Source organism: Sinomonas cellulolyticus, assembly GCF_014656475.1.
Lineage (GTDB): Bacteria > Actinomycetota > Actinomycetes > Actinomycetales > Micrococcaceae > Sinomonas > Sinomonas cellulolyticus.
In genome coordinates this window covers 12,796-33,262 of the sequence record NZ_BNCM01000010.1, presented here as the reverse complement: position 1 = coordinate 33,262, position 20,467 = coordinate 12,796, and the positions used below count along the sequence as shown (strand labels likewise).

Genomic DNA, 20,467 nt, shown 5'->3' with positions numbered 1-20,467 from the left:
GGTGCCCGACGCGACGAAGGCATACGACGCGAACGAACGCACCTGACACGAACAAGCGCACCTGACACGAACAAACCCACCTGACGCGAACAAGCGCAGCGGAGACGAACAGAGGGGAGTCCCGTGGAGGAGCTCGATGGCCAGTACGCCGAGGTGGAGGGCCGCGGCGCCGTGGCCTTCATCCGGTCCTATCCCGTCGGGGTCGATGCGGCCTGGGCGGCTGTGAGCACCCCGGAGGGGCTCGACGGATGGTTCCCCTCCGCCGTCGCTCTTGACCACGGCGCGGGAAGCGTGACCTTCAGCGGCGATCCGAATGCGGGCGCCGAGACCAGCAGTGGGCGGATCGTCGACTGGGAGCCGCCGCGCCGGTGGGCCTTCGAGTGGGGCGGCGACCTCATCGAGTTCCTCGTGGAGGGCTCTGAGACGCAGGTCGAGCTCACCCTGAGGAACTGGCTCGCGGACAACGCAGCCGCGGCTCGGAATGCCGCCGGCTGGCACGTGTGCCTGGGCGAGCTCGCCACGCGGTTCGGGGGAGGGGAACCTGCCGGGCCCCACGCCGCTCCGGGCCCCGAAGGTCCGTTGGACTGGGCGTCGCTCTACAAGGGCTACGTCGAGGCGGGGCTGCCGAGCGGGGCGCCGATCCCCGGCCGCGACGGCTGATCCCGCCGCCGCGTGCCCTAGGCCCCGGGCGAGCCAGGCCCCGGGCGAGCCAGGCCCCGGGCGACCCAGTCCCCGGGCGACCTCAGTTCCCCGAGGACGACTGGGCCGGTCCCTGAGTCTTCTTCGGTTTGCCCTTGCCCTTGGTGGGCTCCGGAGTGGGCGAGGAGGTGGCCGGTGCGTCCTGGCTCGGTTCGGCGTCCGGCGTCGGCAGCGCCGTCGGGCTGGGCCGGGATGACGACTCGAGGGACTCGAGGTCCTTGCGGACGGCAGCGATGGCATCGAGGACCTGTGACGAGCGTTCGGCGCTGATCTTCGCGTTCCCCGAGGCGGTCCGGGCCTCCCGCTCGAGCGAGTCGAGCTGTGACAGGGCCTCCGCGTAGTGGCCCGAGGCCGCGTCCTGGCGCAGCTGCTGCGTCGCGGCGGCGAGGCGCGAGGACACGTCGGGGCTGACGGCCGGCGGGGCGGCTGAACACCCAGCCATGAGTGCAGCGGCGGCCCCGAGGGCAGCGGCCGTCCGGAGGAAGCGGGCCCTCATGGGCGCACGCTCCTCTCAAGCTGGTCCAGATGGGCGCCGAGTGGGCCGGGCACCGCGGGCGAGGCGGGCAGGGACGGCAGGTCCTGCTGCGGCGCGGGGGCCGTGGCGCGCAGCGCAAGCGGCACGATCACCAGCAAGGCCGACACGGCGAGCACCACGGCGGCTGCCCAGACCAGGCCGCGGCCACGTCGCCGCGCCCCGCGCGGTCCCCGCATCGGCTGCCACGACCTGCCCATTCCCGGCGCCTCGTCCGCCCGACCTCCCCGGGCCCGCTCGCGGCTCTCGGCGGCGCCGAGCACGGTGGTGGCGGCAGCGGGAGCTGTCTCAGTCTGCTGGGTCGGCGGCGCTGTGAGGGACGAGGCCAGGACGCGGGTCGTGGAGGTCGGCGCCGCGGCCTCCAGGGCCTCGGTTGCCTTCTCGTCTCCCGTCGCTGCCTCGCCGCGCAGGATGCGGGCCACCTCGGCGGCGTCCGGACGGACGCTGGCGTCCTGCGCCGTCATGCGAGTCAGGAGCGTCACCCAGAAGCTGCCCAGAGTGTCGGGGATGCGCGGTGAACGCATGAGGCGCGCCACGGCGGCCTCGACGGCCCCGCCGGTGAACTCCATGGCGCCCTTGAGGGCCTCGAGGAGCACGAGGCCGAGGGAGTAGATGTCAGAGGCGGGGCCGAGCTTCTCGCCGCGCGCCTGTTCCGGGCTGAGGTAGTTGGCGGTGCCGATCGTCGTGTTGGTCTGCGTGAGCCGCGAGGCATCCGTCAGGCGGGCGATCCCGAAGTCGGTGAGCTTCGCAGGTGCCCGGCGCCGCGTTGTCGCGTGCGGCACGAGGATATTCGCCGGCTTGATGTCGCGGTGCACGATCCCGAGCGCGTGGACGTAGGAGAGGGCACCGGCGAGGTCGGCACCGAGTTGGCGCACGTCGTCGGGCGCAAGCGGTCCGGCCGCGAGCCGCTGGCGCAGATCGGTGCCCTCCACGAACTCCATGACGAGGTACGCGACCTGGGCCGCGCCGTCGGCGTCGGTCTCGGTGCGGGCGTCGTAGAGCCTCACGAGGCTCGGGTGGTTGAGGCGCGCGAGCACCTGCATCTCGCTGCGCCGGCGCTCCTCGTGGCGCGGATCCGGGGCGTGGGCACGGAAGGTCTTGATCGCCACGTCGCGCCCGAGGACCTCGTCCCGGGCCCGGTGCACGGTGGCCATTGCGCCGCTTCCGGCGAGCTCCAGGAGCCGGTACCTGCCGCCGATGAGGACAGGCTCCAGCTCGGTGTCGCTATCGGCCACGTCCTGCCTTCCCTCGCCCGCGGTCAACCCGTCAAGCCTAGTGGACTTCCATGGCCGCCCGCTCCCTCGTCCACCCACGCAGAAGGCCCGGCGGCGTCATGTGACGCGCCGCCGGACCTCTCCCGCCTGAGCGGCTGCTCACGGCCTAGCCGTGGATGACCTGGGGCTGGCCGAGTGCCTTGAGGCCCTCGACGCCGAACTCGAGGCCGTAGCCGGACTGCTTGGCGCCGCCGAAGGGTGCCATCGGGTTCACCGCGCCGTGGTTGTTGATCCACACCGTGCCGGCCTCGAGGCGTGCGGCCACCTCCCGTGCACCGGCCTGATCCGCGGACCAGACGGACGCACCGAGGCCGACCTCGACCCCGTTGGCCATCTCCACGGCCTCGTCCACGGTGGAGTACCGGATGATCGGCAGGGCCGGACCGAACTGCTCCTCGGCCACGAGCGGATTGGCGTTGTCGATGTCCGCCACGAGGGTCGTGGGGTAGAAGTAGCCGGGCTGCGCCTCGTCCGGGTCCCCGCCGAGGAGGACGCGCGCGCCGGAGTCCTTCGCGGACTGGACCAGGTCCCTGACGATCTCGTACTGGGCCTTGTTCTGCAGGGGGCCGAGGACGTTCTCCTCCTCGAGGCCCACGCCCATCGGGACGTTCTTCGCGTACTCCGTGAGGGCATCGCAGACCGCGTGGTAGATGTCCTCGTGGACGTAGAGCCGCTTGAGGGCCGCGCAGGTCTGGCCGGTGTTGATGAAGGCACCCCAGAACAGGCCCTCGGCGATCGCGGCCGGGTCGACGTCGGGCAGCACGATGCCGGCGTCGTTTCCGCCGAGCTCGAGGGTGAGCCGCTTCACGGTGTCCGCGGAGGAGCGGATGATGGCCTTGCCGGTGGCGGTGGAGCCGGTGAACATGACCTTGGCGATGCGGGGGTGCGAGGACAGGGCCGCACCCACCTCGCGGCCGCCGGAGACGGCGGCCAGGACGCCCTCGGGGAGCGCGGAGTTGAGGACGCGTACGAGCGCGAGCACCGACAGCGGCGTGTACTCGCTCGGCTTGACCACCACGGTGTTGCCCATCCGCAGGGCCGGTGCGACCTGCCAGACCGCGATCATCATGGGCCAGTTCCACGGGCCGATCGCGCCCACGACGCCGAGCGGCCGGTACTGCAGCACGGCCGTCGAGCCGTCCGCCTCGGCCACCGTCTCGGGCTCGAGCACCGTGGCCGCCGTGGCCCGCAGCCACGCCGAGCAGGCGCCCACCTCGAAGCGCGCGTTGGGCCCGTTCAGCGGCTTGCCCTGCTCGCGGGACAGGATTCTGGCCAGTTCCTCGGCATGGGCGTCCACCGCGTCTGCGGCTGCCAGGAGCGCCCTCGAGCGGGCCTCGTGCCCCAGCGCAGCCCACGCAGGCTGGGCGGCCTTCGCCGCCTGCACCGCGGCCTCGAGGTCGGCCACAGTGTGCTCCGGCGCGGTTCCCACGACCGAGCCGGTGGCAGGGTCCAGGATCTCCCGGCCCGGCTGGCCCTGGGCCGGTGCAATCGAATCGAGCAGCGTGTCGGCGGTCTGCAGCGTCTCCATGAGGTCCTCCTCGTCGAGTCCAAGGTGTCCCACCCAGCATCCGGCCGGACCCGCGCGGGCTGCTTGACCGGGGGCGCCCAGCACTTGACGCTCGGTGCACACTCGGCGTCCGGCGTACGCTGTTCGGGTGTCCGAGTTCCGCCACCTGAGCGTCCCTGTGGCCCCCGCGCCCCGCGGACAGGGGAACCGGGCGTGACCGAGACCTCCGAGCGCGAGGAGCGGCACGGCGTCGTGCGCCCGGCGCGCCCACGCCCGGGCCCGCACCGCGCGTGGCTCGTGGCTGGCGTGACGCTGCTGGCGCTCGTGGCCGCCGCCGCGTTCCGCTCCACGACCGGTGCGCTGTTCGAGCCGCTCGAGGCCGAGTTCGGCTGGACCCGCGCCGAGACGTCTGGCGCAGTGACCGCGAACCTCGTCATCTACGGGCTGGTGGCGCCGTTCGCCGCGGTGCTGATGGAGCGGTTCACGCTGCGCAAGGTGGTCGCGGCGGCGCTCCTGCTCGTCGCCGCCGGCAGTGGCGCGACCACCGTCATGACCGCTGCATGGCAGCTGTGGGTGCTGTGGGGCGTGTTCATCGGCGTGGGCACGGGCATGCTCGCTCTCGTGTTCGGCGCGGTGGTGGCCAACCGCTGGTTTGCCGCCCGGCGCGGCCTGGTCATGGGCTTCTTCTCCGCCGCGAATGCGTGCGGGCAGCTCATCTTCCTGCCCGTCGTAGTGCACCTCGCAGCCCACGAGGGGTGGCGCACCGCAGCGCTCCTCGTCGCCGTGTTCGCGCTCGCGATCGTGCCGCTGCTCGCGTGGCCGTTCGCCAACTCCCCGGCGGAGGTCGGGGTCGCGCCGTTCGGGGCGTCGGCACCCACAGTGCTGACGCACGACGGCGCTGGCTCGCCTCAGCGCGAGGACGCGCCCGGCGTCGTGCGCCGGAACGCGGCGGCGGAGGCGCTCGCCGTGCTGCGCGGGTCCCTGCGCTCGCGGGCGTTCTGGATCCTGCTGTTCACGTTCTGGGTGTGCGGCTGGAGCACCAACGGGCTCATGCAGACCCACTTCATCCCCGCCGCCCACGACCACGGCATGCCCGCCACGACCGCCTCCGGGCTGCTTGCGCTCATTGGCGTGTTCGACGTGATCGGCACGGTTGCGTCGGGGTGGCTCACGGACCGGGTTCGGCCGTGGATCCTCCTCGTGGCGTACTACGCGCTGCGGGGGGCGTCCCTGCTGACCGTCAATGCGCTGCTCGGGCCCGAGGTGGAGCCGCCGCTGTGGGTGTTCATCGTGTTCTACGGGCTCGACTGGGTGGCGACCGTGCCGCCCACCGTCGCGCTGTGCCGCGAGCACTTCGGGGCCGCGAAGAGCTCCGTGGTGTTCGGCTGGGTGTTCGCCTCCCACATGGTCGGCGCAGGGGTCGGGGCGTTCCTCGCCGGATGGGGGCGCGAGGCCACTGGCTCCTACCTGCCGGCCTGGATGTCCGCCGCCGTGCTGTGCTTCGCCGCCGCCGCGAGCCTCTTCTTCCTGCCTCCTCGGACTACCCGGCCGTCCGCAGCCCGCGCAGCCGGCGCAGGTGCCTCGCAGTCTGGTGCTCGCCGCCGCCCTCGTGGGCGTTGAAGGGCCACTCGGTGATGTCCTTCGCCGGAGTGGCCCCCGCGGGCGCGTCCTCGCCGTAGTTGTTGAAGGCCGCGTAGACGGTCGAGGGCGGGCACACATTGTCCCGCAGCGCGACCGAGAAGGAGGCGGGCGCCGTCGCCCATCGGCCCAGAAGCGAGACGTCGAAGTAGTCGAGGGTGCGCAGCGCCGTGCCCGCGAGCTCCCGGTGCCGCACGAGGAAGCGCTCGATCTCGGGGTACGGTCCCGCCGTGGCCACCTCGAGGGCCCGGCGGAAGTCCGAGAGGAAGTTGACGTCAGGCAGGCATGCGACGATGCCCCCGATTCCGGCGCGGGCGGCGAGGGAGGCCGCCGCGATCGCGAGGCCGCCGCCCTGTGAGACGCCGTGCACCACGATGCGGGAGGCGTCGACGACGTCGACGGACCGGGCGGCCTCGACGGCGCGTAGCGCGTCGATGAAGAGACGGCGGTAGTAGTAGTCGGCCGGGTCGTGGATGCCGCGCGTCGTGAGGCCGGGGAACGCGTTGCCTCCGGCGCTCGGGTGCGGGTCGGGGGTGTCGCCGGAGAGCCCTCCGTACCCCTGCCCGCGCGTGTCCATGATGAGCATCGCCCACCCGGCCTGCGCCCACAGCGTGTCCTGGTGCGGGAGACCGCGGCCGCCCGAGTAGCCGATGTACTGCACGACGGCGGGCAGCGGCTTCCGGGCTGCCTCGCCTCGCGCGCTGGCTGGCAGGTGCAGCCACCCCTTGATGCGCGCCCCGCCGAACCCGGTGAACGCGACGTCGAACGTGTCCACGAGCTCGAGCCCCGTCTCCACCGGCTCGAGCACGACGTCGAGCGGCAGCTGCCGCGCGTCGTCGAGCGTCGCGTCCCAGAAGGCGCCGAAATCGGCGGGCGGCGTGGCCGAGCCGCGGTAGGTGCGGAGCGTGTCGAGGGGGAAGTCGAGCGTGGGCATCAGCGGATCCTCGGGAGGCGGAACGGGCTGCCAGCGAGCCTACGCGACGGAGGTGGGATGTGCGATGTCTTTCCGCCGCTTGCGCTGCCCGGCGTCTCACGCCCCGAACGCGAGCAGCGCGGCGAGGCTGACCATGAGCACGGCGACGAACGCGTCCAGCACCCGCCACGCCGCGGGCCGGGCGAAGAATCCGCTCAGCGCCCGTGCCCCGTAGCCGAGCAGCGGGAACCATAGCGCGCTCGCCGTCGCGGCACCGACACCGAACGTCCAGCGGCCCTCGCCCTGGGCGTTTGCGAGCGAGCCGAGGAGCACGAGGGTGTCGAGGTAGACGTGCGGGTTGAGCCACGTCAGCGCGAGTGTCGTGCCCAGCGCGGCCCACAGTGTCCCGTTGGCCCCGCTCTCGGCTGCGCGCAGCGAGCCGGGCCGCAGTGCGCGCTTGGCCGCGAAGAACCCGTACGCGGCGAGGAAGGCCACCCCGATCCACCGGATCACGCGCAGCAGCACCGGCGCGCCCTGCACCACCGCCCCGATCCCGGCCACGCCCGCGAAGATCAGCACGGCGTCGCTCGCCATGCAGACGAGCACGACGGGGAGGACCCACTCTCGCCGGATCCCCTGCCGGAGCACGAAGGCGTTCTGAGCGCCGATGGCGACGATGAGACCGAGGCTCGCGCCGAGGCCGGCGAAGTAGGAGGGGATCACCCTTTCGACGGTACGGAACCAAAATATGAAGAGCAACTAACGATTCCTCAACCTCCATTAGCATTGCTTCATGGATTTGGAGCAGCTGCGCGCGCTGGCCGCCGTCGTGGACCAGGAGACCTTCGAGGCCGCCGCCGATGAGCTGCGCATCACGCCCTCGGCCGTGAGCCAGCGGATCAAGGCGCTCGAGCGCTCCGTGGGCAGCGTGCTGGTCCGGCGCCTCAAGCCAGTGGTGCCCACCCCGGCGGGGGAGCGGCTCCTGCGCTCGGCGCGCCAGCTGCTCCTCCTCGCCGACGAGGCCCTCCTCGCCCTCCGCTCGGACCAGGCGCACGACGGCGGCGGGCGGGCTTCCAGCGGCGCCGAGCGACTGCGGGTGCCGATCGTGGCCAACGCAGACTCCATCGCGACGTGGCTGCCGCCCGCGCTCCGCGAGATCGCGCTGGGAGGACGCGTCGCCGTCGAGCTCCTCCGCGACGACGAGCACGCCACCGCCGATCTGCTGCGCTCCGGGGACGCGGTCGGGGCGATCACCGCCGACCCGCGCCCAGTGCAGGGCTGCCGCGTGCAGCGGCTCGGGACGATGGTCTACCGGGCCAAGGGGTCCGAGGAGTTCATCCGGCGCTGGTTTCCCGACGGCCCGACACCGGATGCCCTCGCCGCCGCTCCCGTCATGCAGTACGACCGCAAGGACAGCCACCAGCTCGCGCTCCTGGCCCGGGTGGCGCCGGAGGCGGTACCGCCGCAGCACTTCATCCCCGACTCCGTGCAGTACGTCGAGGCGGTGCGGGCCGGCCTCGGGTGGGGCATGGTCCCGGACCAGCAGGACCCTGAGGGCTCCCTCGTGGAGCTCGACCCGGCGTGGAGCGAGGACCTCGAGCTGTACTGGCAGTCGTGGACGCTCGACTCGCCCGGCCTCGACGAGGTGAGTGCCGCCGTCGTGCGCGCCGCGGCCGTGCTCCGGGAGGCGCGCCGGCCGCTGGAGTAGATTCGGGGCAGGCCCGAGCGCAGGAGGATCCCGCATGACGTACGAAGCCGCCGATGACCGCTATGACCGCATGGAGTACCGCTTCACCGGCCGGAGCGGGCTCAAGCTGCCCGCGCTCTCGCTGGGAATGTGGCAGAACTTCGGCACGGATCGGCCGGAGGTGACCCAGCGTGCCATCCTCCAGCGCGCGTTCGACCGCGGAGTGACCCACTTCGACCTCGCGAACAACTACGGTCCCCCGTACGGACGGGCCGAGGAGAACATGGGCCGCTACCTGCGCGAGGACTTCGCCGCGTACCGGGACGAGCTCATCATCTCCACCAAGGCCGGATGGGACATGTGGCCCGGCCCGTATGGGCAGGGCGGAGGCTCGCGCAAGTACGTGCTCGCAAGCCTCGACCAGTCGCTCAGCCGGCTCGGCCTTGACTACGTGGACATCTTCTACAGCCACCGCTTCGACCCGGAGACCCCCGTCGAGGAGACCATGATGGCGCTCGACACCGCGGTCCGCTCCGGGCGCGCGCTGTACGTGGGCATCTCCTCATACTCGGCGGCGAAGACCCGCGAGGCGGCAGAGATCGCCCGGGATCTGGGCACGCCGCTGCTCATCCACCAGCCGTCCTACTCGATGCTCAACCGCTGGATCGAGGAGGATCTCCTCGACGAGCTGGCCGCGCAGGGCATGGGCTGCATCGTCTTCACCGCGCTCGCCCAGGGCGTGCTCACCGACCGCTATCTGGAGGGAGTCCCCGAGGATTCGCGGGCGGCGCGATCCGGCTCGACGATCCAGGCCAACCACCTGGACGAGCAGACCCTCAGCCACGTGCGCCACCTCAACGAGATCGCGGCCGGGCGCGGCCAGAAGCTCGCGCAGCTCGCCCTGCAGTGGGCCCTGCGCGATCCCCGCGTCACCTCGGCCGTCATCGGTGCCTCCTCGGTGGAGCAGCTGGACACCAACCTCGACGCGCTCGACGGGCCGCCGCTGACCCAGGAGGAGCTCAACGCGATCGACCAGCACGCGGTCGACTCCGGCGTGAACCTCTGGGCTAAGCAGACCGAAGAGTAGCGTCCGAGCCCCTCATCCGCGCGGCCACCACGATCCCGGAGGCCGCGGTGATGCCGGCGACCACGCCGACGGCGGCGGGGATCCCGTAGGCGTCGGCGATCAGGCCGGAGAGCAGGGCGCCGACGGCGAACCCGCCGTCGCGCCAGAGCCGGTAGACGCCGACCGAGCGCGCGCGCCACGAGGGGTGAGCGACGTCGCCGATCGCCGCGAGGAGGGTCGGGTAGACCATCGCCGTGCCCGCTCCCAGCAGGATCACCCCCGCGAGCCAAGGGCCGAAGCCGGCCGTGGCTGCGATGAGGCCCAGTGCCGCCGCCTGGATGAGCATGCCTCCGGCGATCAGCGGCTTGCGGCCGTACCTGTCGGAGAGGGCCCCCGTGACGAGCTGCCCGGCACCCCACACCGCGGGGTACACGGCCGCCAGGATGCCGATCCTGTCGAGGCTGAGCCCCGCGGCCGCGAACAGGACGGGGAAGAGCCCCCAGGCCAGCCCGTCGTTGAGGTTGTTCACCATACCCGCCTGGCTGACCGCGGACAGCGAGCGGTCCTTGAAGCTCGTGAGCATGAACACCTCGCGATCGCCCAGGCCGGCGTGTGTCCCAGGCGCTGAGGGAACGTGCGCGGCGGCCTCGGTCCTGGCGTGGTGGTGGGACTCGCGCACGGCGAGCACGGAGAGGCCGAGGCCGATCGCGATGAAGGCGGCGCCGAGGAGGAACGGGCCGGGACGCAGGCCGTAGGCGGAGGCGATGTAGCCGGTAGCCAGGGCCGTTCCGGCCACGCCGAGGTAGCCTGCGGCCTCGTTCAGGCCCATGGCCAGGCCCCTGCGGCGGGGCCCCACGAGGTCCATCTTCATCACCACGGTGGTGGACCATGTGAGGCCCTGGCTGATGCCCAGGATCACGTTGGCCAGCACGATCCACGCCCACGAGTCGGCGAAGATCAGCAGGAGGGGCACGGGCAGCGCCGCGAGCCACCCGACCACGAGGACCGGTTTGCGCCCGTACCGGTCCGAGAACGTCCCGGCCACATAGTTGGCCGCGGCCTTCGCGAGGCCGAACGCCAGGATGTAGGTGAGCGCGGACGTGTACTGGTCGAGGTGGAACACCTGGCCCGCCAGCAGCGGCAGCACGGTCCGCTCCTGGCCGAGGGTCCCGCCCACGAGGGCGTTGACCGCCACGAGGAGCGTGAACTGCGCGGCATTCTGCCGCAGGCCGAGGCTGATGCCTGGCTCTGCCCCCCGCTGCCGGGGAGAAGGCGTGCTGACGGGTCGCATGGCGCTCCTTCGACGTGGACGCACGACGACGGCGGCCCGGGTGCGCCGGGTCCGCCGCCGATCGCTCAGGGTGCGGGTGGTTGGTTCAGGGTGCGGGTGGTTGGGCCGGACCGGCTCAGCGGGCGGCTGCGGCCGACTTCTCGTGGTCGAGCCAGCCCAGGTAGCTGCCGTCGAGCTCCACGACGTCATAGCCGGCGCGGCGCAGGCCGCTGGCCGCCACGGAGTTGCGGACCCCGCTCTGGCAGTAGCTCACGATGGTCCCCTCGGAGGGGAGCTCGTCGAGGTGCCACATGACGCGGCCGCCGCTGAGCTGGTACGAGCCGGGGATGTGGCCGGCGGTGTGCTCGGTGCGGTTGCGGACGTCCAGCACCATGGCGGCGTCGAAGTCTGCCAGCTCGGAGGGCTGGATGAGCTTCGGGGTGACCATGGGGAGCCCGTCGAGGCTCGTCACGTAGCCGGCGACGTTGTCGATGCCGACGCGGACGAGGTGGTCCCACATGTCCTGCGCCTGCTCCTGGCCCTCGGCCAGCAGCACGAGCGGGTTGGTGTCCGTCTCGGGGTTCACGACCCACGCGCCGAAGCTCGCGACGGACTTGCCCGCGGGGACGTTCAGGGACCGCTCGACGGTGCCCTCGTGGACCTCGGCGTTGGAGCGGGTGTCCACGAACGTGACGACGTCCTTTGCGAGGTCCTCCGCGACGGAGGCCTTGTCCAGCTCGGTCAGCTCGCCGCGCTCGCCCATGATGGCCGGGCCCTGCTTGTTCTGCCGCTTCATGCGGCCGAAGTAGGCGTGGGCGTCCGGCTGGCCGTCGAGGAGCTCGTCGATGAAGCCCTGCTCATCGTTGGCCGCGAGGTAGGGGGCCCACCAGGCGTAGAGGCGCTCGTAGCCGACCGTCGAGGACGGGATCGAGCCGAGAGCCTTGCCGCAGGCGCTTCCGGCGCCGTGCGCGGGGTGCACCTGCACGTAGTCCGGCAGGGTGAGGAACTTGTCCCGCAGGCTGGCGAACAGCTGCTTGGCGCCCTCGAAGCGGGTGTTCACGCCGCCGGCCGCCTCGTCGAGGAGGTCCGGACGCCCCAGATCGCCGGAGAACACGAAGTCGCCGGAGAGCAGGTAGCCGGCCTTGTCGGAGAAGGCCCCGTCGGTGATGAGGAAGGACAGGTGCTCGGGTGTGTGGCCCGGGGTGTGCAGGGCCTCGACCGTGATGTTGCCGAGGGTGATCTTCTCGCCGTCGTGCAGGCGCTCCGCGTCGAAGCCGTACTGCCAGTCCGGGCCCCCCTCACCGGAGACGTACATGGTGGCGCCGGTGGCCGCCGCCAGCTCGCGGGTGCCGGAGAGGTAGTCGGCATGGATGTGGGTCTCGGTGACCGCCGTGATCTTCATGCCGTTCTTGGCGGCGAGGGCCTGGTAGACGGCGATGTCGCGGCGGGGGTCGACGACCAGCGCCTCACCCTTGGCCTGGCAGCCGATCAGGTAGCTGGCCTGGGCGAGGTCTTCATCGTAGATGCGCTCGAGGAGCATGGGTTCCTCCTAGGAGATATGCGGGATGGTGGTGTCTCGTCGGCTGCTGCCCTTGGGTGGGAGCAGGTTGCTTGATGCTTCGATGCTATACCCCCTGGGGTATCGCTCGCAAGTCCGGACGGGCCTTGCGGGGGCTCAGGCAGTCACGGTGCCGACCGTCACCCAGGTGGCGACGGCGAAGATCAGCATGGCGAACGAGATGCGGACGTGATGGTCGCGGAGGCGCCGGGCCAGCCGGGCGGCAAGGATCGAGCCGACGATCGCGGGGACCGCGAAGGCCAGGACCGGGGCCCAATCGATGGTGTATCCGGCCGCGTGGGCGCTGAAGCCGGCCGCGGAGTTGATGACGATGATCGCCAGCGAGGTTCCGACGGCCTCCTTCATGCGCAGGCCGAGGAGGATCGTCAGTGCGGGGGTGATGAGGAACCCACCGCCGACGCCGAGCAGCCCCGTCAGGAATCCGACGAGCAGTCCGACCGCGACCGCCTTCGGGGCGCAGGAGCGGAAGGCCCTCGTGGGGCCGGTGCTGCACGAGCCCTCGCTCTCCTTGGTGCGCACGAGCATCCGGACCCCCGCGATGACCATGATGGCCGCGAAGGCCAGCATGAGCATGTTGGGGTCCAGAAGCCTGCCCACGGCCGCGCCGGCCCACGCGGCCGGGATCCCGGCCGCGCCGACCAGCGCCACGACGGGCCAGCTGATGCCCTCCCTGAATCGGGGCAGCAGGGCCGCCAACGAGGACAGTCCGACGACGAGCAGGGAGGTGGGAATGGCCTCGGCGGGGCTCATGCCGACGCCGTACACGAGGGCGGGGACAGCGATGATGGAGCCACCGCCCCCGACGACGCCGAGCACGATCCCGACGATGAGCCCCAGCGCGAGGGCGGGAATCATGCCGCGGTGGCCTTCCCGTTGTTGAGGGCCTGGTTCGGGAGCTGCATGATCGCGGTCTCCTTGGTCTGCTCAGTGGCGGTCCGGTTCCACGGCATGGCGGAGAGCGCCTTGCCCATGGCACACGTATTGGTGGCCGCGGAGACGGCGAGGCCGCCGCCGATGGCTCCGGCGAGCATGCGGACCTTGGGGGAGACGAACCGGCCGCCGGCCAGGCCCAGCACCACGAGGGAGCCGGCCGCGAGGCGGACCTGGCGCTCCAGGTCCCACCGGCTCTTGCCCCGGACCACCTCGCCGCCGGCGGCGGCGAATCCCGGCGCTCCGCCGGTGAGGACGTAGGCCGCCTCGAGGCCTACGGTGGCGAGGCGCTGGCGCGCCTGCTCGGCGCGGACGCCGGAGTGGCAGACCAGGACGACGCGGCTGCTGAGGCGCCCGGCCAGCTCTTCCGCGTGTTCCGAGAGCAGCGGCAGGGGCACGTTGTAGGAGCCGCGGATGTGCATGGACTCGAACTCGGCGGCCGATCGGACGTCGATCACGACGAGGTCCTCGTGCTTCTGGAACCAGTCGCGCAGGGTCTCAGGGGACAGGGACGTCACGGTCGGCGACGGGCTCTGGGCTGAGGTCTTGGGGGGAATCATGGGATCCTCTCCTGGGCGTTCAAATACCCCAGCGAGTATTCCAGATACCCCTATGGGTACCTAATCGACGCCTTCCCGCGCGAGGCGCGAGGGCCACCAGAGCCGGCGCCCGACGTCGTACCCCAGAGCCGGGACCAGCAGCGACCGCACCACGACCGTGTCGAGCAGCACGCCGAACGCGACGATGAAGGCGATCTGGACGAGGAAGAGGATGGGGATCACCGCCAGGGCTGCGAACGTCGCGGCCAGGACGATCCCGGCGGAGGTGATCACGCCACCCGTCAGGGCGAGCCCACGGAGGATGCCCGGCCGCGTGCCGTGCACCATCGTCTCCTCCCGGACCCGGGTCATGAGGAAGATGTTGTAGTCCACCCCGAGCGCCACGAGGAACACGAAGCCGAACAGCGGCACCGCCGCGTCCGCCCCCGGGAACCCGAGCAGATGGTTGAACACCAGTGCGGACACCCCGAGGGCGGCAGCGTAGGAGAGCACCACCGAGGCGATGAGGATCAGCGGAGCCACGAGCGAGCGCAGCAGCAGGATCAGCACCACGAGGATCACGCCGAGGACGAGCGGGATGATCCTGCGGAGGTCTGCCTGCGCGGTGACGCTCGTGTCCAGGGCGATCGCCGTGACGCCTCCCACGAGTGCCTGAGGGTCGACGTCGGGCAACGAGCCGCGCAGTGTCCTCACCGTCTGCTCGGCCTCCGCGGAGTCGGGCTGGTGGTTCAGCACGGCGTTGATGAGCACGCGGCCCTCGCGGACGACGGGTGCAGCCGGCTGGGCGCCAGGTGCACCGGTGGTGGCCCCCGTGTAGACAGCAGCGGATCCGACCCCTGCGGTCCCCTGGACCTGGGCGAGGACGGCCCCTGCTTTCTCCTGGGACGCCACGACCACGGCGGGACTGCCGGACCCTGCGTCGAAGTGCCGCGCGAGGGCATCCTGGCCGGACACGGAGTCCGTCTCGGTGAGCACGAGCTGCGTCTGCTCGACCCCATTCGCCCTCAGCTGCGGCAGGCCGGCCGCGCACGCCGCGAGGAGCACGAGTGCCGTGATCCAGGTGGCGCGCGGGCGGCGGGCGATGAGCGTGCCCACGCGGCGCCACAGCCCGCGCACGCTCTCGAGTCCCCGCACACTGCCCGCCGAGTCCGGCGCCCAAGCGCTCGGTGCGGTGTGCCGCGCGGGTGAGTGGCCGGCGTCGTGCGCGGGGCGCAGGGGCCAGAACGCGGTGCGCCCGAACAGCACCAACAGTGCCGGCAGGAACGTGAGCGCGGAGAGGAGCGAGAACCCGATCCCCACGGCCGCGATCGGGCCGAGGCTCCGGTTGGAGTTCAGGTCGGAGAACAGGAGGCAGAGGAGCGCGAGGATCACAGTGGCCCCCGAGGCGAGGATCGGCTCGAAAGCCGCCCGCAGCGCCCTGCGCATGGCCGCCCAGCGGGAATCGACCTCGTGGAGCGCCTCCCGGAACCGTGCGACGAGGAGGAGCGCGTAGTCGGTCGCGGCGCCGATCACGAGGATCGAGAGGATGCCCTGGCTCTGGCCGTTGAGGGTGATCCAGCCCGCCCGGGCGAGCCAGTAGATCGCGAGGACGGCCCCGCAGAGCGCGGCGACAGCCGAGAACAGCACGACGAACGGCAGCACGACGGAGCGGTACACGAGGACGAGGATCACGAACACCGCACCGACGGCCACGAGGAGCAGGATGCCGTCGATTCCGCCGAAGGCCGAGGCGAGGTCCGCGGTCAGCCCGGCCGGACCTGTCACGTACGCTCGCAGGCCCTCCGGCAGTCCGTCCAGGGCGCCGCGCAGGTCCCCGACCACGGCGCGGAGCTGGCCGCTGTCCGCGATCGGGACGATGAACTCGGCTGCCTGGCCGTCCGACGACGGGATCGGACCGGCCACGCTTGACCGGGCGCCGGCCGGCGCGGGAGCCACGCCCTCCACGGCGGCGAGCTTGGATGCCAGAGGCGCGATCGCGGCGAGATCATCCTTGGAGAGCGCGGCGTCCTTCTCCACGACCACAATCGCGGGGATCGCCTTCGTCGAGGTGAACTTCTCCTGCCATGCCCGGACCTCCGTCGATTCGGCGTTCGCGGGGAGGAAGGTCGCCTGGTCGTTGCTCGAGACGGAGGAGAGCTTTCCGAAGGTGGGGCCACCGATGCCCGCGACGCCGACCCAGACGATGACGAGGAGCAGCGGAGCCACCCAGCGGAGGCGGGTCAGCAGGGCCATCAGAGCTGACCTTCCGCGTGGTGGTCGTCGCGGGGCGGTGAGGTCGCGGCGGCTGACTCGGCGGCCGCCGCAATCCTCGACGCCATCCCGCGGAAGATCGCCCCGTGGAAGGGAAGGACGGAGAGCCAGTACAGACGGCCGGCCAGTCCGTGCGGAACGAACACGGCCCGCTGAGTGTAGGTGCTGCCCTGGCCCTCGGGCTCGACCTTCATCTCGAGCCACGCCCGCCCGGGCACACGCATCTCGGCGCGCAGGCGGAGGAGATGCCCCCTCTCGAGCGCCTCCACACGCCACCAGTCGAGCGCCTCGCCCAGCTGCAGCTGCCGCGGATGGCGCCTCCCTCGCCGCAGGCCCACACCTCCCGCGAGCTTGTCGATCCATCCCCGCACCGCCCAGGCGAGTGGGAACGAGTACCACCCGTTCTCGCCGCCTATCCCCTCGACCACATCCCAGAGCCGCTCGGGCGGCGCGCTCGAGCTCTCCGTCCTCAGGTCCGAGTACACGGTCCCGCCAGACCACCCGGGATCGCTCGGGAGCAGGTCGCTGGGGGCATCGAGGGGGGACGAGCCGGCCCACGTGGTCTCGACCTCGCCCCGTGCGATCTTCCCGAGGGCGAGCTCCACGGACTTCGTGTAGCTGGTGGGGCCGCCGGGAGGCGGCGGAATGAACCTGTCGATCTCGCTTTCGCGGACCACGCAGTCGTTCTGCAGGGACTCGACGAGCGGGATCGCGAGCGAACGCGGGATGGGGGTCACGAGGTTCACCCACTGGGCGGCGAGCCACGGCGTGAGCACTGGAAGCGGCAGGACCACGGGCTTCCGCAGCCCTGCAACCCGCGCGTAACCCTGCATCATCTCGGCGTACGTGAGCACGTCCGGGCCGCCGATGTCGAAGGTCCGGTTGACGCTGGCCGGCAGATCCGCGGCCGCCTCGAGGTAGTAGAGGGCGTCGCGGACGGCAATCGGCTGGACCCGGTTGAGGACCCAGCGCGGCGCCGGCATGACCGGAAGGACATCCGTGAGGTGCCGGACCATCTCGAAGCTCGCGGATCCCGAACCGATCACGAGGCCAGCCTGCAGGACGGCCGTGGGCACGCCCGAGGCCATCAGGATCCGGCCGACGGCGGCGCGCGAGGCGAGGTGCCTGCTCAGCGCGGTGCCCGGATTGAGTCCGCTGAGATAGACAATCCGCTCCGCGCCCGCCCTGCTTGCCGCGCGGCCGAGCGTCTCGGCGCAGATGCGCTCGCGGTCCGGGAAGTCATCGCCCGCATGGGTGCCCATCGAGTGCACGAGGTAGTACACGACGCTGGCCTCCCTGCACAGCGCGGCCGCGGTCTGGGCATCCTCGAGGCTGCCGGTGACCACCTCCACGTCCCCGCCCCACGGGACATCACGGAGCTTGGACGCATCCCTCGTCAGGACGCGGACTCTGTTCCCCGCGGCCAGGAGACGGGGTACGAGCCGGCCGCCGATGTAGCCGGTGGCACCCGTGACGGCGATGAGCCGGCTCATGCGTGCGCCTCCCGCGAACCGCGCCGCAAGGGGCTGCGCCGTCCGGACCGGAGCCGGACGGTCAGTCCCGACGCGAGGACGACGGCGGCCGCGGCCGCTGCCGCAAGCCCCACCTCGGGCATCGTGAGCGGGCCCGCCAGTCGGGCCGTCGCGATCCAGCCGAGACCCCAGGCCATGGCGAGCAGGGGCGCCCAGCGCCGGGTCGCGGCGAGGGCGACGCCGATGCCTGCCGCCACGGCGAGCACCACGATCGCCGCCGTCCCGGCGGCGAGCCCGGCGGGCAGCGACGGCGATGCGTCCCCGGGACGGGCGCCCAGCAGGAACCCGAGCAGGGCCGCGGCGTTCGCGACGGTGGCCACGCAGATCCAGCCGAGGTACAGGCCGAACGTGCCGTCCGAGAGGATCCGTTCAGCCCGCGAGGCTGCCGGCATGCTCAGGTGCAGGGCGAACAGGCGGCACAGGACGGCCAGGAGCACGAGCATGACGCCCATGGTGGCCGGCAGGGCCAGGCTCGGCTCTGCTACCTGCGCGGCCCAGAGCCAGCCCGCGTTCAGGAGCATCGAGGCAGCGGCCCAGGGGCGCACGGCGCGCTGGCGCCCGCTCCCACGGGCAGCGGGGAAGAGCTGCCAGACCGCATATCCCAGAATGCCCGCGTAGACCACACTCCAGATCGAGAAGGCGGGTGCTGCGGGTGAGACCGGGGTCGCGGTGGCGGAGAGGTAGCCGCCGGCGGCATCCTGGACCGCCGTGCCCCCGAAGGCGCCGCTGCCGAACGTGGCGAGGACGAGTGCCGCGACGGCCGACGCCGCTGTGAGCGCCGCGGGGACGAGCTGATGCCGATGTCCTGTGCTGCCGGGGTGTTCCATCGCTGCCTCCGGTGGGTGAAGATCAAGGGGATTGGGGCTTGGGGGAATCGAAGCTGGCGGGGTCGAAGCTGGCGGGTCTTTACTTCCGGACCAATCTCGACGATCATATTTCTCGATTAACGAGATATCAAGCAGCCGAGATCACCAGGAGGTCCGTATGCGAACCGCGACGAGAATCGACGAGGCTCCTGTCCTTCCGGACCTGAAGTGGGAGGACGTGGGCGAGCTGGTGGACGAGGCCCTGGCGCAGTGGGTTGCCTCGTCGCGGCGCGCCGCCTCGACGGAGAGCGCCGTGCGTCTCTGGGACCGGCTGGAAAGCGGGCTCGAGGGCGGGAAGCGTGTGCGCCCGCAGCTCGTCTTCCACGCGTACCGGGCCTTCGGCGGGACCGACGCCGTCGCATGCGCCACGCTGGGCGCTGCTGTCGAGCTGCTCCACGGGGCCCTGGTGGTGCACGACGACGTGATCGACCGGGACTTCGTCCGCCGCGGGCGCCCCAACGTCGCAGGCCTTTACAGGGATGATGCCGCGGGCCTCGGACTGCCGCCCGAGGAGGCGAGCCATCGGGGCGCGTCGGTGGCCGTGATCGGAGGGGACCTGCTGCTCGCCGGGGCCTTCCGGCTCTGCGACCGGTCCACCCGCGATGCCGGCGTCCGGGAGCGCCTCTCCGAGGTCCTGCACACTGCCGTGGAAGAGGCGGCGGCGGGCGAGCTCGACGATGTGCTGATGGCGCATGACCCGAAGCGCAGCATCGATGACGTGCTCGCCATGGAGCGCCTCAAGACGGCGACCTACTCCTTCGCGGCGCCGCTCCGGCTCGGCGCAATCCTGGCTGGCGCACCGGACCCCCGCGCGGCGGACGTGGCACGCGTGGGCCTCCTGGTCGGCACGGCCTACCAGGTGATCGACGATGTCCTGGGAACGTTCGGGGACGAGCAGCAGACGGGGAAGCCTGTCACCTCGGACCTCCGCGAGGGGAAGCTCACCGTCCTCACCGCCTACGCGAGCCGCCATCCCGAGGTGGCCCGGCATCTTGCCGAGGGCGCGGCGGAGGCAAGTGCCGGCGTCGACCGCGTCCGCGAGATCCTCCGTGAGGTGGGCGCGGACGCCCACGCCCTCACACTGGCACACTCGCTTGCGACCGAAGCGCTCGACGAGGCGCGCCGCTGCGATCTCCCGCCCGCCCTGCGGTCCGAGCTCACCCGGATCTGCAACCACGTCCTGCACCGGGAACACTGATATGCGCGCCAAGACCCTGACATCCCTCGGCCTCTACTCCGAGGCCGCCGACGCCGGCGCGGCCGTCGTCATCCGCCGCTACTCCACCTCTTTCGGCCTCGCATGCAGGCTCCTCGACGCGCCCATGCGCCGCGACATCGAGAACGTCTATGCGCTCGTGCGCGTCGCGGACGAGGCGGTGGATGGAGCCGCCGCCGAGGCAGGCCTGCCCGTGGCCGCGGTCCTGGCCCAGCTCGACCGGCTCGAGGACGAGACCAGCACTGCCCTCTCGATGGGCTACAGCACCAACCCGGTGGTCCACGCCTTCGCGCAGACGGCACGGCGGGCAGGCATCGGCGAGGACCTGACCGCGCCCTTCTTCGCCTCCATGCGCCGCGACTGCGACCCGCACGGCCACTCTGTTGCCTCCCTCGGGGACTACATCTACGGCTCCGCCGAGGTCGTGGGCCTGATGTGCCTCCGGGTCTTCCTCACGGGCCTGAGCGTCCTGCCCGCGGAGCGCCTGCGGCTCGAACAGTCGGCCCGGCGTCTGGGGGCCGCGTTCCAGAAGGTCAACTTCCTGCGCGACCTCGGCCAGGACGGCGAGGAACTGGGGCGCGCCTACTTCCCGGGCGTCGACCCGGCGCGCCTGACCGAGGCGCAGAAGGCGGCGCTCCTGGCGGATCTCAGGGACGACCTCGACGCGGCCTTGCCGGGGCTGCGGACCCTTCCGGCGCGTCCCCGCCGGGCCGTCGCCCTCGCCCACGCCCTCTTCTCCGAGCTGGCCGACCGGATCGAGGCCTGCCCGGCTGACGTCCTCGTCACCACCCGCGTTCGGGTGCCGGGCACGGTGAAGCTGCGGCTCGCCGTGGCGGCGCTTGCTGGGATCGGCCCGGCCTTCGCGCACGACGACGCCGGGCAGGCTGCGCGCTCCGAGGGGAGGGCGGCGTGAACCGCCCCCAGCCGAGAGCACGCAAGGCCCCGCTC

18 protein-coding genes are annotated in these 20,467 nt (G+C 71.9%); 6 read left to right on the top strand and 12 right to left on the bottom strand.

What is annotated here, in order from left to right:
* The first annotated feature begins 123 nt into the window (after positions 1-123).
* Complete coding sequence (locus IE231_RS12800) at positions 124-660, top strand: SRPBCC domain-containing protein (protein ID WP_189694367.1); 537 nt, start codon at positions 124-126, stop codon at positions 658-660.
* 82 nt (positions 661-742) lie between these two features.
* Here the strand turns inward: IE231_RS12800 and IE231_RS12795 are convergent, their stop codons facing one another.
* From IE231_RS12795 to IE231_RS12785, 3 genes are all read right to left on the bottom strand, one after another.
* Positions 743-1,195, bottom strand: coding sequence for a hypothetical protein (locus IE231_RS12795; RefSeq protein WP_189694366.1), 453 nt, complete (start codon positions 1,193-1,195; stop codon positions 743-745).
* Positions 1,192-2,466: a serine/threonine-protein kinase gene (locus IE231_RS12790; RefSeq protein ID WP_189694365.1), complete on the bottom strand. Its 1,275-nt coding sequence runs from the start codon at positions 2,464-2,466 to the stop codon at positions 1,192-1,194. Before IE231_RS12790 ends, IE231_RS12795 begins: the two co-directional genes overlap by 4 nt.
* A gap of 145 nt (positions 2,467-2,611) precedes the next feature.
* Complete coding sequence (locus IE231_RS12785; RefSeq protein ID WP_189694451.1) at positions 2,612-4,024, bottom strand: aldehyde dehydrogenase family protein; 1,413 nt, start codon at positions 4,022-4,024, stop codon at positions 2,612-2,614.
* A gap of 201 nt (positions 4,025-4,225) precedes the next feature.
* Here IE231_RS12785 and IE231_RS12780 point away from each other — a divergent pair, with 201 nt between their 5' ends.
* Positions 4,226-5,632: an MFS transporter gene (locus IE231_RS12780; RefSeq protein WP_229866884.1), complete on the top strand. Its 1,407-nt coding sequence runs from the start codon at positions 4,226-4,228 to the stop codon at positions 5,630-5,632.
* Here the strand turns inward: IE231_RS12780 and IE231_RS12775 are convergent.
* Positions 5,553-6,584 (bottom strand): acetylxylan esterase, encoded by a 1,032-nt coding sequence (locus tag IE231_RS12775; RefSeq protein ID WP_189694364.1) that lies wholly within the window; start codon positions 6,582-6,584, stop codon positions 5,553-5,555. The two genes, IE231_RS12780 and IE231_RS12775, sit on opposite strands and share 80 nt — an antisense overlap.
* 96 nt (positions 6,585-6,680) lie before the next feature.
* A complete protein-coding gene (locus IE231_RS12770; RefSeq protein WP_189694363.1) occupies positions 6,681-7,286 on the bottom strand; it encodes a LysE/ArgO family amino acid transporter in 606 nt (201 codons plus the stop codon).
* 70 nt (positions 7,287-7,356) lie between these two features.
* Here IE231_RS12770 and IE231_RS12765 point away from each other — a divergent pair, with 70 nt between their 5' ends.
* Positions 7,357-8,271: an ArgP/LysG family DNA-binding transcriptional regulator gene (locus IE231_RS12765; protein WP_189694362.1), complete on the top strand. Its 915-nt coding sequence runs from the start codon at positions 7,357-7,359 to the stop codon at positions 8,269-8,271.
* Positions 8,272-8,305: 34 nt separating this feature from the next.
* Entirely contained in the window at positions 8,306-9,337 is a 1,032-nt protein-coding gene (gene mgrA, locus IE231_RS12760) for an L-glyceraldehyde 3-phosphate reductase (RefSeq protein ID WP_189694361.1), read from the top strand.
* On the opposite strand, the gene IE231_RS12755 is transcribed toward mgrA, so the two are convergent.
* The 7 genes from IE231_RS12755 to IE231_RS12725 form a co-directional block, all read right to left on the bottom strand.
* Positions 9,318-10,607, bottom strand: a complete 1,290-nt coding sequence (locus IE231_RS12755; RefSeq protein ID WP_189694360.1) for an MFS transporter — start codon at positions 10,605-10,607, stop codon at positions 9,318-9,320. The two genes, mgrA and IE231_RS12755, sit on opposite strands and share 20 nt — an antisense overlap.
* A gap of 115 nt (positions 10,608-10,722) precedes the next feature.
* Entirely contained in the window at positions 10,723-12,126 is a 1,404-nt protein-coding gene (locus tag IE231_RS12750; protein ID WP_189694359.1) for an MBL fold metallo-hydrolase, read from the bottom strand.
* Positions 12,127-12,261: 135 nt separating this feature from the next.
* Positions 12,262-13,020, bottom strand: a complete 759-nt coding sequence (locus IE231_RS12745) for a sulfite exporter TauE/SafE family protein (RefSeq protein WP_189694358.1) — start codon at positions 13,018-13,020, stop codon at positions 12,262-12,264.
* Entirely contained in the window at positions 13,017-13,655 is a 639-nt protein-coding gene (locus IE231_RS12740) for a rhodanese-like domain-containing protein (RefSeq protein WP_189694357.1), read from the bottom strand. Before IE231_RS12740 ends, IE231_RS12745 begins: the two co-directional genes overlap by 4 nt.
* 60 nt (positions 13,656-13,715) lie before the next feature.
* Positions 13,716-15,887 carry an MMPL family transporter gene (locus IE231_RS12735; protein WP_189694356.1) on the bottom strand — a complete coding sequence of 724 codons (2,172 nt, stop codon included), beginning with the start codon at positions 15,885-15,887 and terminating at the stop codon, positions 13,716-13,718.
* Positions 15,887-17,398: an SDR family oxidoreductase gene (locus IE231_RS12730; protein WP_189694355.1), complete on the bottom strand. Its 1,512-nt coding sequence runs from the start codon at positions 17,396-17,398 to the stop codon at positions 15,887-15,889. The genes IE231_RS12735 and IE231_RS12730 overlap by 1 nt, the downstream gene beginning before the upstream one ends.
* A complete protein-coding gene (locus IE231_RS12725; protein WP_189694354.1) occupies positions 17,395-18,264 on the bottom strand; it encodes a TspO-related membrane protein in 870 nt (289 codons plus the stop codon). Before IE231_RS12725 ends, IE231_RS12730 begins: the two co-directional genes overlap by 4 nt.
* Positions 18,265-18,421: 157 nt before the next feature.
* Between IE231_RS12725 and IE231_RS12720 the strand changes: the two genes are divergently transcribed.
* Positions 18,422-19,501, top strand: a complete 1,080-nt coding sequence (locus tag IE231_RS12720) for a polyprenyl synthetase family protein (protein WP_189694353.1) — start codon at positions 18,422-18,424, stop codon at positions 19,499-19,501.
* A gap of 1 nt (position 19,502) precedes the next feature.
* Positions 19,503-20,432 carry a phytoene/squalene synthase family protein gene (locus IE231_RS12715; RefSeq protein WP_189694352.1) on the top strand — a complete coding sequence of 310 codons (930 nt, stop codon included), beginning with the start codon at positions 19,503-19,505 and terminating at the stop codon, positions 20,430-20,432.
* Positions 20,433-20,467 lie beyond the last annotated feature (35 nt).

Coding starts and splice junctions, on each gene's coding strand:
- IE231_RS12725 (WP_189694354.1), bottom strand. CDS start 18,264: ATGGAACACCCCGGCAGCACAGGACATCGGCATCAGCTCGTCCCCGCG.
- IE231_RS12720 (WP_189694353.1), top strand. CDS start 18,422: ATGCGAACCGCGACGAGAATCGACGAGGCTCCTGTCCTTCCGGACCTG.
- IE231_RS12750 (WP_189694359.1), bottom strand. CDS start 12,126: ATGCTCCTCGAGCGCATCTACGATGAAGACCTCGCCCAGGCCAGCTAC.
- IE231_RS12740 (WP_189694357.1), bottom strand. CDS start 13,655: ATGATTCCCCCCAAGACCTCAGCCCAGAGCCCGTCGCCGACCGTGACG.
- IE231_RS12775 (WP_189694364.1), bottom strand. CDS start 6,584: ATGCCCACGCTCGACTTCCCCCTCGACACGCTCCGCACCTACCGCGGC.
- IE231_RS12755 (WP_189694360.1), bottom strand. CDS start 10,607: ATGCGACCCGTCAGCACGCCTTCTCCCCGGCAGCGGGGGGCAGAGCCA.
- IE231_RS12735 (WP_189694356.1), bottom strand. CDS start 15,887: ATGGCCCTGCTGACCCGCCTCCGCTGGGTGGCTCCGCTGCTCCTCGTC.
- IE231_RS12765 (WP_189694362.1), top strand. CDS start 7,357: ATGGATTTGGAGCAGCTGCGCGCGCTGGCCGCCGTCGTGGACCAGGAG.
- mgrA (WP_189694361.1), top strand. CDS start 8,306: ATGACGTACGAAGCCGCCGATGACCGCTATGACCGCATGGAGTACCGC.
- IE231_RS12745 (WP_189694358.1), bottom strand. CDS start 13,020: ATGATTCCCGCCCTCGCGCTGGGGCTCATCGTCGGGATCGTGCTCGGC.
- IE231_RS12795 (WP_189694366.1), bottom strand. CDS start 1,195: ATGAGGGCCCGCTTCCTCCGGACGGCCGCTGCCCTCGGGGCCGCCGCT.
- IE231_RS12730 (WP_189694355.1), bottom strand. CDS start 17,398: ATGAGCCGGCTCATCGCCGTCACGGGTGCCACCGGCTACATCGGCGGC.
- IE231_RS12715 (WP_189694352.1), top strand. CDS start 19,503: ATGCGCGCCAAGACCCTGACATCCCTCGGCCTCTACTCCGAGGCCGCC.